This is a genomic window from Reinekea sp. G2M2-21 (assembly GCF_015687175.1).
Taxonomy (GTDB): Bacteria; Pseudomonadota; Gammaproteobacteria; order Pseudomonadales; family Natronospirillaceae; genus Reinekea.
The window spans coordinates 43,066-56,935 of record NZ_JADPQG010000009.1 but is presented as its reverse complement, the minus strand read 5'-3'; the positions used below and the strand labels follow the sequence as shown (position 1 = coordinate 56,935).

The window sequence follows — 13,870 nt, the reverse complement described above, 5'->3', positions numbered from 1 at the left end:
TCGCGAAAAACAACAACAGCAAAATACAGATTGAGACAAGCTGGAGTATGCGGCTGTTTAGTTTCATAGATTGCGACAATTCATCACGGTGCTTATGCGATTTTCAACAGTCAAAGTCGACACGCTGAACCACCTCACAGTACTCACCATTCAAGTTGGCCAGAAACAAATCCTGTACCAGCGCTGCTGGCACGACATCGCCACACAGCAACTTGATAGCAAAGGATGCTGTACAGTTAGCCGGTAAAATAACCCGATAACCAATAGCTGATGCATGCCTCACTGTCGCGTCCACGGAATGATGTGTTAACACACCACATACAACCAGCTCCTTAATTCCAGATAGGCTTAATACTTCAGTCAAATTGGTCCCGATAAATGCGCAATTTTCAGACTTGGTTACTACGACTTCCTCATCCTTTGGTCTTAGCTCACTCTTAAAGTGGTATGTTTCCTTAGACTCATGATAAGGGGACTCAAGGCTTTTTGATGAATGTCTTATATGCACTACAGGCAGTTCCTTTTGGCGCCATACATTCAGTAGTAACTGAATTTCCGTCTCCGCACTCGGATTCGACCTTTCCGATGCTGAAAAAACATCTATGGCCTTTTGACAGTCGATAATAAGTAGCGCTGGATTATGAGTTTTAAACATAAGATACACCGAGTAGCGGAAAACAAGCTTCTGAATACATTAAGATGAGAAAAATCACTTGGTATCCCAACTTAACTTTCTTTCGTAATGTCACCTACATTGTCGCCATTGACAGAAGCTTCTAACTTTTCCATTTTCTTGTTCAGTTGATGAAGTGACTGTTGTATCTCCATCAATACCGGGTTCGAACGAGCATGATTTCGTATTTCTTCTTCGCGAAAGCCAAACTTCGAATCTAAATAACCCAACACTAATGACGCAGCCAAAAACAAAACCAAGATAATAGGCACTGAAACGGCAGGAGAGTTAAACACAAAGTGCGTAACCGGGTTTTCCCCCAATGAGCGGATAAACACAAAAATGATCAGCAAAAACTGGACATAGCCGATGTACATTTTTGATCGGTCTATATAGACCTTCCAGCGTATCATGGTTTTCTTATCAAATGCTTTCAACCCATAACTCCTTGTAAGTCTATTTGTTCTTCATTGGCTCACATAACGGCAATATTGCGCCTTGTGACGACTATGGTGTGTATTAGGCCAGAACCCTTTTATTCCTTTGGCCTTGCTTCCATGACCATTTCAAACTTAACTTCAGCGGCCGTACGCAAAATCATTTCTTCATCGTTAGCCATGGTAACAAACCGTGCTAAACTGCCCATGTCACCTGGTTTGGCAAGAAAGGTAATGGCACCCAATACCTGGTTACTCGGCTTCTGGACACACATAAGCTTTTCCTGAACTTCTGTGTAGTTTACATCACCAAATTTTAACCGAAGCACATACTCTCTATCCTCCTCGTTAAAGGCGAACTGCCGTTTATCGATATGAGATGGAATTTTCACTGGCTTTCTCTTGCCTCCCTTATGACAATTTGTGGATTGTCTCGTTGATTTTCTCCTGCAAACCCGATTTAGCCCAACTCAAAACATTGAGTTGCTGTTGTACTTAGCAGCCGCAGCCACAAAACTTATCGGATCATCGAAGAGTGACTTTAATAGATTCTTCAGTTCAACAATAGATTCATCGCCTATAATGTCACAAATTTGTTCCCTAATTCGTGGATTGGTGTGTGAAATATTCTGCCTAATGTACTCAATTCTCTCGTCTCTCGACATACGGTAGGCTTTATAGGTAAATATCCAACCGTCGATCAATTCACTTTCCTGTTTCAAACGAATCGTCTCAAGCTCAGCGTCACTAACACAGAAATCTCGATGACAGATCAGCTTATAAAGCGTTTCTGCAACAAGCGACTCACCATTTGCTACTAGCAACTTTCTCATCACATTCATTTCTTATTTCCATAAAATTGTAAACATTATGCAGCGGTGGCTTTAGTCGATTCCATTTAAAAACCCTGAGCAAAAAAGGAAGAGCTTACCTACAGGCCATTAAAACGTACGCTGAACCATGCGTACAAAAGCCTCATCCATTCTCTTTGATATAACTTCGAAGGGTGAACGGTGGTAACGCTTAGCGACCAAACCGACGGATATTAGCAATACAAATCCAATGACTACATTTTGCCAAGCGTTCAACGCCCATTGGTGTTGCCATGTAAGCGTATAAAGATCTGAAAATGGTTCTAAGTAGGGGATAGGCCATTGATAACCATCGGGTCCCCGCGAACCGACTAAGTCGAACAATAAATGCAAATGGAACACTATGAAGGCCACGCAAGCAACCGTGAATTTATTCGCTTTTGCCAGAACGTAACTCGCAGCTGCTATTAACATACAGAAAGTGAATGAATGTAAAGTATGATGCCATTGCCCCCAATAATTTGAAGTACCACCAAACGCCCGAATAATTGGGTCCAACAATAAACCAATACCATCCACATCTGGCGCAATACCTGCAACGGTGATGATGGCCCGCTCTTTTTGGCCTACTTTAACCAAGTTAGACGAAAGCCAACTCATGAGTATGTGACTACCGGGACTGATACTCAAACTCCTGATGTTTGCCCGTAAATGGGCATTGTTGGTTGGGCTATAGCCTTTATGATCTATCTCAAAATTAAAAACTAGAGTACTGACACACAGACTAAAGGGCCGGGTCATATTCAGTGTTAACTACCCTACTGTCAATTATTCGAACAGAAAACATACACTGCTCGATTCCGAAATTCGAACTCATCGATATAGACGTTTAAACGAAGGTAGAACAGGATTCCTTACCAAGGAGAATACAATCCAGAACGAAAAATCCTTCCGTCAATAGCCTATTTTAACGGACAAACAGAGGTCACCCTAACCAGGACTGAAACTGGTTGGTTACACTAAAAATATATTACATAGCGCAGACAGGAAATCGCTTTTTGGTATGTGGCCAATTAATGGAGCTAGCAAGGTGGGCCATAAAACATTTCTTCTGAATGAATATCTATGGAAAAGTAACAATAATATGCCTTCTCCTTTTCATAGAATTCGCATGAGAGCTTGTCATTGCGTTTTTCCCAATGATCCACTCCGCATTCATCCCATTCCGGCTCCGACTCAATTAAGTTATAAAGATCCTCAGCAGTCTTGCCCTCCAGCCTGAAGTACATATGAGTGTTATTTTTCTGGCCGTCAGGGGCATCTATTAGAACTTTGCCGTCTATCCAATAAGCGCCTTCTAGCGACATCGCCTCTCCAGCGACATGAAATGGAAGTAAAAATAGCAGAGTCATGAGAAATCGATTCATTTAGCATCCTCAATGTTTAGGTCAGCGATCATTGCAATCCTCAAGCTCGCCATGCTATTAGAAAACAGCAGGGTCAGTTTCAGCAACGAATTCTTAAGGTTCCACCTCAAGCCTTGTCACGGATTACTTTTGAATTGAACGGCAGCGAGGCGATAGTACAATTACGGTACAGGGTTTCTTGGCTCAAACAACAATTTCTTGTTATTGGGTCAATCGCTGCCGCCGCCTGCGTCACCAGCATCCGAACCAAAACCTGCACCATTCCCTTCTGAAGCCCCATTCCAAGTCGAGTGCTCAAATGGGTGACTGGCGTCTATCAACAATGCAGAAAAATTGAAACCGCTTGCATCTGGAAACACCGTAGCACGTATAAGTTCTCTAGCCGCTGCGTAGTCCTCAACGCCAGGAGAGGTTGCCAAATACCTTATATACCCACTCTCAGAGCAATACATGGCATATGCATATGAATTCCTTGTAGAATCTGCTTTATATAACTTTGTAATTTTCAGAATTGCTTCAACTTCTTCCTCACTATAATTCTTCTCATTACCAAACTCAGCAGCCAATGCTTTGGGCATTTTCTTAGCGTACTTCTTAATTTTTCGCCTTAACACAAAATTTCCTACTGCGCCCATATCCATCCCTTTTTAATAACTCCAAATTTAGATAAGTCCGTCAGCCAGTAATAATTTCACTTGCGCATGGGAGCCACTTTTTAGTATACATTTTATTTCCTACAAGACTTGTCTTGTCGCGAGAAATTTTTCATAGATCTTTTTCGCCTCATCACTAGGATTCTCTATAAGCCTAAAGATTTCCTTCAAGCAAGTATCGTTTTCGAAATATACTTGCTGATTTTCCGAGTATAGCTGGGAAAGCTCCTGGATTGTCAGGCTATTAGCTTCCAAAACAAATCCAGGCAATTGATCGTGACAAATATTCCGTATTGAAACAAATGCTTTTGTAGCGTCTTCTCGTTTGTTTAGTTGCCCTCGACCCAAGCAAGAAAATACAACTAGGGTTCTTTTGTCGTTTAAATATCTGGAAAGTATGTCAGTCATGGTTCAGATATAACACCACCGTCTTGCGGTGAGCGGAAGCGAGTTAACAGCCAACCACTGAGCTATGTGTCGGCCTGAGTAGCCTTGTTAGTTAGGCAAGCTTACCATATTGCTAGTACCTTTCTGCCTACTATTGGGCAAGGATCTCTCTTACCTTGCCACCATATTGTAATGCTAACTTCATAACCTGAATCAAATAGTGTATTTACAACTAAACTCCTATTTACGCCGCTTATCTTCGTCTCAGGCATCACTGTCAATAAAACCTTTCCAGAACTGATATCAGTAATTGATAAATGTGTATGACTATACGATTGTTTCTGAATTGTATTCGGGAACTGCAATGTAAATGAGCCTTGGACATCATTCTTCGAAACATTGATTAGCTCATTAATTTCAGGTGACTTAATGGGCATGTCACAAGCGAGAGTCGGAAGTGAGTACACAAAGAACGTAAACATTACTATGATTTTCTGCACGCGATTTCCTTATACCTAACGTTTATAGCCGTTGCGCGGGTTTATGCGCGTAGACTTCCCGCACTCTTTAAATGATTTCAGTTCCATTTAGAAAGTCATTCGTAGCCTCGCCTACATATACCACTTTTGTAGATAACCGTGCCTTTTGATAAGTTTCATTTTCTGGATATGGCGATAGATCAATATTAGGAAATGCAGAGTCCCAACGTTCCTTCGACGGCCACTGTGCATATGCGAAGTATTTTCCAGTCTCAATTCTGTGCAGCCTTGCACCGAGAGACCCGTATTTTTCATGGATCACCTTAGTAAGTGCATGCCACGCGCTTTCGAATTCAGTCTCCATTTCAGGATCAACTTCAAACTCATAAATTCCACAATACATGTTTCATCCTTTTATTTAACGCCCCGCTAAACGGGGAGCATTAGCGAGACCGGTGTAGGAGCGAAACGAACTGCCTCGCCTTGTTATGCGGTTTGTCAAATACACTCCCCTTCTACGAGCCTCGTAAATTCAACTTTTACCTTAACGATTTCTTTAGAAATATCTTGAAATAGTTCGATTCCATCTTCGCCATTGAATCTCAGCACAGAATGATTAAACGATATTCCTTTTGTACTACTAGGGTACTTAAGACTTTGAAAAAAATAGTCCATGGTAATACCGGAATCGACACAAAAGGTCTTCAAGATATTGGGATATTTATCCAAAACAATATACTTTTCATAAAATTCGGTTAACACCGAATTTGGATATAGAGAGTTAAATTCGGATAAAAGTTGAGAGAGTTTATGACTTGCTTTTAACTCAATGCCTTTAGCTGCAATCAATGATTTATGACTCAACTCAATTCCATGGTAGAAGTTGAAGAGAAGTGGCTCCGCAATATTGGTATCAGCCCACTTGACATGCTCTTCATATTCTTCGTCTGTTGGAATTTCCCAGCCTTCATAAAACATTGAATCTGGATTTCCAGCTTTTACAAGCTCATCGGAAGCATTGCGAGTCAGCCGCCAGAAATTTAGTGCTAATCCCCAAAGCCTAACTGCTTCGAAATTTTTCACGGCATCTCTCTCAGGTCGCATAACGCTTGCAGCATTTGCGCGGACTTTTTCGCGTCGACTGCCTGTGATTGTTATTAGGTTCAGCTAGCAAAGTATACCTCATCTAGATTTCCATCATTAAAGTGGAATTGAAGTTGTCGGTCTATGCATTGAAGTATACCATTTGGTAATTCACGATACTTAAGGTCATTAGACAATAACAAGTTCTCAATTTCCGCTTTTGATACTTTGCTAATTTCCTTACCAAATAGCCGAATCGGGTAAACAGTTTTAACTTGAAACATGCAAACTCGAGAATTTTCTGTAGGGTGGTCAGTACATTCGCCTCTGAAACCTACAAGCAATCCTCTGAAGCACAGGAAGTTTTCAAGGTTTCCACCCATCCATTCCTCGTAACAAAGATCTTCACCCCAATCTTTCTTTACCACACTAGGAGTACTGCCGAATTTAATTGGACCAAATCCACTTTCAAGAGAAATTTCGTGAATAGTTTCAGTCATATTTACTCATAACAGTGCATTATACCCAATCAAAATAACGAACCCACCAAGAATCAATTCCAGTAACTCCAGGATTCTTTCCAGTGTATTGATTTTCCAGTATGCCCTCTGGAATATAATGGTAACCGAGGGCTGTTAAGTGTTGCACTATATCTATTTGCACACTCTCTTTAATGATATCTTCATAGAGGATAGAAACCATTTTACCGAAATTACTGAATCTAATTTGGGCATAGCCTTCTGGTGTTTTAAGTAAGTCACCAACCAGCCTTATCATGCTGTGATAAGAGGCATCTTGGATGTGGCTCCCAGTCTCAAAATCTAACTTTTGCCCTAGAACGCTTTGCAAGTGATTCTTTGCTGCATAGAAGGCTTTCTGTTCACTTTCGTAGTCGAAGCCTTCAGGTTCTTCCCATCGAACGGGATCATCAAACCTTCTAAGTGTTGAATAGTAATTTTCGCTCATGATTCGTGACTCACATAAAGCCCGCATTTGCGACTGTTTTGGAGTGCAGCGTAAATCCAGTCCGACAACATACGCTTGTTAGTACTCGAAGCTAACGCTTTCATTTTCAAGAAATACCTTTCCTGTAGATGAAACACTTGGGAAATAGATATCCCCTGAATAAAGCTCATCAGACGTATTGTCACCAACATAGTGAACCATGAAGTCTTCTTTGGTGAGCATGCGTTCTTTTTCAAAATTTGAAATTTTCAAAAACCACTCATTTAATCGATCCGTCATATATGATTCATTTAGGATCAAAAACTCAGCTACGTCTCCTTCCGAGGAAATAGCTATCCAATAGCTGCTAAGCAGACTAATATCGGTATAATTCCCTGCTTCATGATACTCGCCGTTAAATATCATCAAGGAACTAGAAGGTGACGTTACGAAGTAATTCAGGCTGTAACGACCATACGCCGGAACACCAGGCTCTCTCCATTTGACTTCCCTGTTATCTGACAGCTCTTCAACGTCTTTTGATCTCAAAACGACTTCTATCTCAACGTTATCTTCAAATGGCAGCTGTAAACTGGAATTCAGTGGAATAGGGTATTTGAGAATTATTAAGCCCCTTTCGAGATTTGAAATAGCATCCTCATACTCAGATTCCAAGCAGTAACGAACATTTATTACTGCTCCTGTATTGCACTTCGAATCTCTCAGCTTTATCCATTTTCGCTGAAATGATTTCAATTCTAACTTAGAATTTGATGCTGCTTTATTCAACAAATCTTTATAAGCAACGGACAACTTCTTGTCGAGTTTAGACAGTGAAGGATAGTTACAAATAGTTTTCTCTATTCTCGTACTCGCCTTCTCGCAATTGAATGAAGGTGAAGCGTAGCCTTTGAGTGAAAAAGCAACTAAGAATATTATCAATAGTGATCTATACAATTCCGTTCCTCGAATATTGCTAACGCCGCGCACTGCGGTTGACGAAAGTGGCGCTGCTTTTGCGAACGCAAAAGCCGTGACACTTTTGGCAATCCGACTGCTGCGCCTTGTTATGTGTTTTTTGATTCATAGTATTCAATATTTTTTAATGCCTCTTCTGGTTTTACATCGTAGCCTTTAGCTTTGACTCCTGACCAGTTAACACCAACATTCAAACCATCTTTTTTTAGGCCAATTAACCATCTACTTTTAAAGACTTCCAGTTCAAGCTCAACAGGTTCAAATTTTTTATAAGCAGGAACACTTTCAATTATTTTCTCTACGCGAGCAAGCGAAGACCAAAAAGGCATAGACCGAACTCCTCCATCACCTTCTGGTGCAGGAATGCCGTTATCATCTCTAATTGTCCAAACCTTTCCATTTTTGGTAACGTCTTCATAGAAAGTTTTAGCTTGAGCTGCTGAATTGCTCACTATCAATTCCTCGTATTACACATAACAGCTTATTCTACCGCCGCGGCGGTTTTTTATGGTTTCGGCCTATGCATACTTCTGTTTGTGGCCAAAACCCTTTCATGGCGAGTCATACTGCGCACTCCCGTCTGGTTTGTCAATTTGATTATAGTGAGAAAACCACTGCGCTTTTATTTTTAAAATAGTACCGCCTCGCGAGCCCATTAATGATGGAGGGCTTTGTAGGTGGCTATGTACGGCCATGTTGATAATCCCCTGATTTTACCGCCGCAGCGGCACTATTACGGCTATTCCGATGCCTTGCCCATGCCTTGCCCATGCGTGGCTGCTGGTCTCAAGATAGGTATCAGTTCAGTTGTTTGCCAAAAGGCTAATTTGCGGTCTGACGCCTGATATTTGAACCAGTATTGTTTAGTCGGGGTTAAGGCCCTCTCGCACAGTATGCACGGTTAGTTTTCGTGAAGTTGACGCGAGGATGTGGCGGAATCGGGCTCAAACCCTTCGACTGCTTCGCGCTCAGGCCGAACGGAAGGGTTTGGTGATTGTCGGGCTAAAGCCCGACCCACAAATAAAAGATTACACCAAGCCGAGTCTGGCGAGTGAGGTGGTGTTCATCCGGTTGTAGCCACTGCTGTTAGCGGTATCGGCTTTGGTGATAAGGAAAAAATCGTCCAGCCAAATCGAGTATTCCAGCAGGCGGTCTTTGATGCGCGTGGCTTCCAGCAAGTACTTGTCTTTAATCGATAAGCTTCCTTTCGGGTTGTGGTGGATGAGGATGAGCCGTGTGGCGTTGGCTTGAATGATGTGGCTGATGAGTAAGTTGCTGGTGAGTTCTTTGAGTGCGAATTTGCCGGTGAGAATCGGTCTACTTTCCAATAACACACTGCGGGTGCTGAGCATAAGCGCGTGTATGGCTTCGTGTTTTAGGTGGATGAAGGTGTTGGCAATGTACAGTTCCGCTCGGGCGATGCTGTCCAGTATCACTGGGTTTGGTTTTTCCAGTTCGCGTTGGTGGGCGTGGGTGAACAGCAGTTCGTCGTCTATGTTGGTGATTTTTTTGTACATGGTTTTCTCGCTTTTCAAATTTGTTTTCTGCTTTAAAGCATCAGAAACCTTGCCTGCGTGCGCAGGCAAGATGTGCGGCTAAGCATTGTGTTCTGTGTTTTTACTGCGTGTATTCAGCGGCTGTTGTTACTTCGGTACTGCTTTAACAGTTGCTGATAACTCACGAATGTCACGGAACACGGCTTTAGCCGCATCGAATTTGGAAAAGCTCCGGTGTACAACGCCAGGGCAATGCGAAAACGCCACCAGTGTAGTGCGCGTAAATACGCGGGGTCGGTTTCTATGCGTGGGTTTCGGTGCCGGTTGGCGATTGTGTGTTTTACTGCGGGGTCACAAAGGGTTTTCGCTTCAACGGGGTGTTAAAGGTCGCTGCTGTGTGCGCTTAGTTTCCCTTGTGAGAGGATTTTTTCTTGGAACGAGCGGTGCTCTAGCTTAGAATCCTGCTTAGCCATAATTGATACTCACGTTATCGGTTGTGGTTAGCTGCCCTTGAGTGTTGGTCGCACTCGGGGGTAGCGCTTAGTTTTCGCTGCTTTTTCTTAGTTATTGTCCTCCTGAACTTTTCTGAAAAACCAACCCGTATAAAACACTGTGCGTGCGCGTAACTCAATTTATTTTTTGGGTGATGTAACATTATTGTGATGAATGTCTAAAAAACTATTGTCCTGCGCGGTTTTCGATTTATAAAAACTCACACAGCTATATGCCCGCTGCGCTCTTAAGCGCATTCACTAACGCACCTGAATTTTCGATGTTTACGCAGCTGAGTTCGGCTTGCTCGTCGATCCCGATCTGCACCGTAGTCAGGCCAAAACGTTCATGCATCTTCACGTAACGAACCCGGTTATAGTTGATGTCTACACAGTATTTGGATTTTAGCTCGCGGTAGGTGAAGCAATCCTCATGGAGGGTAACCTCACAGCTACTTACGTTGCTGGGCGAAAGGCGACTGGCAAATAACTGCCAGACATTTAGCAGGATAATGGTTAACCCGATAAGTAACGATTCTGTCACGTAATAGGCGGCGAATAGCCCCATGAGTAAAATAAAAGAACGGTCTGTGAGTAACCACCCTAGTCGAGTTCGTGGCCGTCTTATGGGTGGTTCAGATTTATACGTTGTCACTTCTGAATTATGCCTTTATAAAATTATCGAATCATTACGGTTATAACCGAGGTTCAGCTTTAATAAATAATGCATTGCCGCGCCGTTTAGCCGGGCACCGGTTAGTTGTTTGAGTCATAGACGTATCGCGTATATCGCTCATGGTAGAATTCCGAAAGGTCCATATCTGCTTCAAATAGTTCTGACCAAACTTCTGAGTTACTCACCAATTTTTCACCGTCCAGTTGATAAACCAACTGTTCTGGGTGCTTTATAAAGCTATTTTCTGACGCGTAATACTTCGCTTCATTTTCGGCCTTTAAATGAGCCTCGTCGAACGAGTTTACTTCAAACACAACTATACGCTCTTCAAAGACATTGCGGACATCTGTCTTACTGCCAAACAGATAGACACTTCTTGCTGCATACCAAGCCATAAGCGACTCGCTTCCCTCGTTCTTCTTAATTATAAAACTCAAACCAAACACCAGGCTGATCAACGCCTTTCTGGTTCATTCACATTACCCCAATCTAGTCAGATCAACGTACGAAAAGAGGTGCATTGTAGGCGTTGCTGTTTCCTTGTCAAAAGACAGTGAAATACTCGGCCACTGGCTAGTTAGACGCGAGCGTCGTTGCTGGATCATGCTGTCAATTCAGTACCGAACTTTGATACTTGTCCATTAGTCTTTGAATGGTTCCATCTCGATACATTTCAGCTAAATTTTCAGACAGCCGTTCTATCGCAGTTGGAGGAAATTCCAAGTTGCAGGCGAGTGCGCGTAAGGTGGTGAAGTAAACCAATTTCTTTTCAATATTTGTATTCCGGTTTTGCTTTAGTAAATAATCCGCTACCAAGGTGTCAGACGCCCAAATGTCAATGCGTTTGTTTTCGAGCATTCTTATATTCGGGGCGTCATAGGGGATCACGGAGGTTTTAATTCCCTGGCTCGCGAGATAGTTGGCAGTCGCACTACCGGAGTAGCTTCCTACAATATAGCCTTCAACATCTTCAAGGGTCCGAATTTCAATGCCAGAATTTTTTAATACATAGAAGGCGGTCTGCGACAACAGAACTGGGCTGACCCAGTGAAATTCAACCTCCCGTTCCTGATTTCTCTCAAGTGGGAAAACACAACTGTTCGTTTCTAAAAGCGTGGTGTAGATCGCGCGCTTTAGCGGCAACATTTGAATCTCGTATTGCAGTTTTGAGCGGTCAAATAGCGTTTTCACAATATCAACGGATAACCCGCGTATTCTGTTACCAACTATGGTGGAATAAGGTGGTGCTTCCTCGGTGTAAAGCGTAACAACTTCACCGGCCGCCTGCGAAACGGTGAGAATCATTGCCGTAGAAACCGCTGCTAAATAACGATACAACATCAATTTATTTCCCAACGCTGCAGGGCTTCAACGTAAGGAAGCGTTTCCCCTTTGGGTTTTTCGTTTTCAAGTTTGGGTTTTGGTGAACCCGGTTTTTCAAGCCAGGTGCTTTCCGGTGATACATCGTTCAACTTAGGTTGGCAATTGTCAGCGGCATTGTTCATTAGGCGTTTCAGCTCGCTGTCCATTTCTTCGGCTAAATTATCCATAGCTTGCTCAGCTGTCATTTTTCCTGACACCGCACTGGCAATATTTTGCCACCACAGCTTAGACATACTCGGGTAGTCCGGTACATTGGTCCCGGTTGGGGTCCAGGAAAGACGAGCGGAACTGCGATAAAACTCGATTAATCCTCCGTAGTTTGGCGCAGCTTTTGACATGTAATCCGATTCAATGTCCGATTGCCTGATAGGCGTTAGGCCTTTAATCATCTTTTGCAGCGATACCGTTTTTGAAACCACGAACTGCGCGTACAACCAAGCCGCTTGCTGCCGGTCTACCGGTGTAGAGGTTAAAAACGTCCAAGCGCCGTTGTCCTGATACCCCGATTTCATACCCGACTCCCAATAAGGTCCACGTGGCGAAGGCGCCATGCGCCATTTTGGTCGCCCTTGCTCGTCGGTAACCGGAAGTGTCGGGTCAATAAAATCTGCGGTAAAAGCGGTATACCAAAAAATTTGTTGGGCAATCGCTCCTTGCGCTGCCACGGCGCCAGATTCGCTAAAATTCATGTTCCTCGCATCGGGCGGCGCGTATTTGTCAAGCCATTCAATGTACTTGGTCAGGGCGAATTTCGCCGCTGGGCTGTTCAACGCCCCTCCCCGAGAGACGCTGGCGCCAACAGGGCTGCAGTTTTCTACTCGTATGCCCCATTCGTCAACTGGCAGACCGTTTGGTAGGCCCTTATCACCGGCACCAGCCATCGATAGCCAGGCATCTGAAAAACGCCAGCCCAGAGAAGGATCATTCTTGCCGTAGTCCATATGGCCGTAGACTTTAACGCCGTCAATTTCCTTAACATGCATGGTAAAAAACTCGGCAATATCCTCATAGGCAGCCCAATTTTGAGGGACGGCTAAGTCGTAGCCGTAGCGCGATTTAAATTGCTCCTGAAAATCTTCCCGTGAAAACCAGTCGTGGCGGTACCAATAGAGATTGGCAAACTGCTGGTCCGGCAATTGGTAGATTTTCCCATTTGGTCCGGTAGTAAACGCAAGGCCAATGAAATCGTCCAGGTCCAAGGTTGGGAGCGTGAAGTCCTTCCCGTGTTGCGCCATCAAATCGCTGATCGCCATTATGTTGTCAGATCGAAAGTGGGTTCCTATAAGATCACTGTCGTTTATGTAGGCATCGTAGAGGTTATACCCTAACGCCATTTGCGTGGATATTTTCTTGATGACATCATCTTCGCCGGTTATTTCGTGAATAACCTGAATACCGGTAATATCTTCGAAGGCTTTCGTCAGCACATTCGCTTCATACCAATGCGTATCGATCCGTTCTGAGACTACCCGAATACTCATGCCACGCAACGGTTCGCTTACCCGGTGAAACCACAATAATTCTTTTTCTTGTTGCTCCCGCGTCAGGGTACTGTTCACAAATTCGGTATCGAGCCATTGGTTGATAGATTCTGAAATGGGCAATGCAGCCCAGGAAAACGAGGATAAAAACAGTAAGATTAGAAAACCACTGTACGAATGTATAACCCTGACCAAATTGATGCCCAAATAGATGACTCGGAAAAATTAAGTATAGATTATAAAAGTGCATTCAAACCCAGAATTAACCGGATTTTCAGCCAAATACCGAGGAATCTATGATATCGAACAAGCGCTAAGATCAGTGCTGCCCATTGGTTAAACCACTATAAATCTGCGAACAGTTTCCGCTGTTTTTCAACTGGCTAAATACCCAGCACCTTACTGGACCAGCCAAAGCCGCCGCCTTTAAACCCGGGAAAGATGTGCAAGTGGTTCCAGTCCTGTTCGT

General features: G+C 43.4%; 18 protein-coding genes. All 18 read right to left on the bottom strand.

What is annotated here, in order from left to right:
* Positions 1–103 precede the first annotated feature (103 nt).
* Entirely contained in the window at positions 104–655 is a 552-nt protein-coding gene (locus IYN85_RS22770) for an isochorismatase family protein (protein ID WP_196161268.1), read from the bottom strand.
* Positions 656–726: 71 nt separating this feature from the next.
* Positions 727–1,110 (bottom strand): hypothetical protein, encoded by a 384-nt coding sequence (locus IYN85_RS22765; protein WP_230390926.1) that lies wholly within the window; start codon positions 1,108–1,110, stop codon positions 727–729.
* Between the two features lie 98 nt (positions 1,111–1,208).
* Positions 1,209–1,502 (bottom strand): hypothetical protein, encoded by a 294-nt coding sequence (locus IYN85_RS22760; RefSeq protein WP_196161267.1) that lies wholly within the window; start codon positions 1,500–1,502, stop codon positions 1,209–1,211.
* Between the two features lie 78 nt (positions 1,503–1,580).
* Positions 1,581–1,952: a hypothetical protein gene (locus IYN85_RS22755; RefSeq protein ID WP_196161266.1), complete on the bottom strand. Its 372-nt coding sequence runs from the start codon at positions 1,950–1,952 to the stop codon at positions 1,581–1,583.
* 99 nt (positions 1,953–2,051) lie between these two features.
* Positions 2,052–2,582, bottom strand: a complete 531-nt coding sequence (locus IYN85_RS22750) for a metal-dependent hydrolase (RefSeq protein WP_196161265.1) — start codon at positions 2,580–2,582, stop codon at positions 2,052–2,054.
* Between the two features lie 422 nt (positions 2,583–3,004).
* Entirely contained in the window at positions 3,005–3,349 is a 345-nt protein-coding gene (locus IYN85_RS22745; protein WP_196161264.1) for a hypothetical protein, read from the bottom strand.
* A gap of 209 nt (positions 3,350–3,558) precedes the next feature.
* Positions 3,559–3,984, bottom strand: coding sequence for a DUF6559 family protein (locus tag IYN85_RS22740; protein ID WP_196161263.1), 426 nt, complete (start codon positions 3,982–3,984; stop codon positions 3,559–3,561).
* A 972-nt stretch (positions 3,985–4,956) separates the two neighbouring features.
* On the bottom strand, positions 4,957–5,271 hold the full coding sequence (locus tag IYN85_RS22735; protein ID WP_196161262.1) for an antibiotic biosynthesis monooxygenase: 315 nt from the start codon (positions 5,269–5,271) through the stop codon (positions 4,957–4,959).
* A gap of 95 nt (positions 5,272–5,366) precedes the next feature.
* Positions 5,367–5,951, bottom strand: coding sequence for a hypothetical protein (locus IYN85_RS22730; RefSeq protein ID WP_196161261.1), 585 nt, complete (start codon positions 5,949–5,951; stop codon positions 5,367–5,369).
* Positions 5,952–6,031: 80 nt separating this feature from the next.
* Positions 6,032–6,451 (bottom strand): hypothetical protein, encoded by a 420-nt coding sequence (locus tag IYN85_RS22725; protein ID WP_196161260.1) that lies wholly within the window; start codon positions 6,449–6,451, stop codon positions 6,032–6,034.
* A gap of 19 nt (positions 6,452–6,470) precedes the next feature.
* Positions 6,471–6,917 (bottom strand): hypothetical protein, encoded by a 447-nt coding sequence (locus tag IYN85_RS22720; RefSeq protein ID WP_196161259.1) that lies wholly within the window; start codon positions 6,915–6,917, stop codon positions 6,471–6,473.
* A gap of 78 nt (positions 6,918–6,995) precedes the next feature.
* Positions 6,996–7,853 (bottom strand): lysozyme inhibitor LprI family protein, encoded by an 858-nt coding sequence (locus IYN85_RS22715; protein WP_196161258.1) that lies wholly within the window; start codon positions 7,851–7,853, stop codon positions 6,996–6,998.
* A gap of 110 nt (positions 7,854–7,963) precedes the next feature.
* Positions 7,964–8,326, bottom strand: coding sequence for a DUF2750 domain-containing protein (locus IYN85_RS22710; RefSeq protein WP_196161257.1), 363 nt, complete (start codon positions 8,324–8,326; stop codon positions 7,964–7,966).
* Between the two features lie 576 nt (positions 8,327–8,902).
* Complete coding sequence (locus IYN85_RS22705) at positions 8,903–9,391, bottom strand: JAB domain-containing protein (protein WP_196161256.1); 489 nt, start codon at positions 9,389–9,391, stop codon at positions 8,903–8,905.
* Positions 9,392–10,090: 699 nt separating this feature from the next.
* Positions 10,091–10,516: a hypothetical protein gene (locus tag IYN85_RS22700; protein ID WP_196161255.1), complete on the bottom strand. Its 426-nt coding sequence runs from the start codon at positions 10,514–10,516 to the stop codon at positions 10,091–10,093.
* Positions 10,517–10,617: 101 nt separating this feature from the next.
* On the bottom strand, positions 10,618–10,932 hold the full coding sequence (locus IYN85_RS22695) for a DUF4288 domain-containing protein (protein WP_196161254.1): 315 nt from the start codon (positions 10,930–10,932) through the stop codon (positions 10,618–10,620).
* Positions 10,933–11,146: 214 nt separating this feature from the next.
* Complete coding sequence (locus tag IYN85_RS22690) at positions 11,147–11,878, bottom strand: ABC transporter substrate-binding protein (protein ID WP_230390938.1); 732 nt, start codon at positions 11,876–11,878, stop codon at positions 11,147–11,149.
* The gene (locus tag IYN85_RS22685) at positions 11,878–13,596 is read right to left on the bottom strand and encodes an ABC transporter substrate-binding protein (protein WP_196161252.1); all 1,719 of its coding nucleotides are present in this window, start codon (positions 13,594–13,596) and stop codon (positions 11,878–11,880) included. The genes IYN85_RS22690 and IYN85_RS22685 overlap by 1 nt, the downstream gene beginning before the upstream one ends.
* Positions 13,597–13,870: the final 274 nt, after the last annotated feature.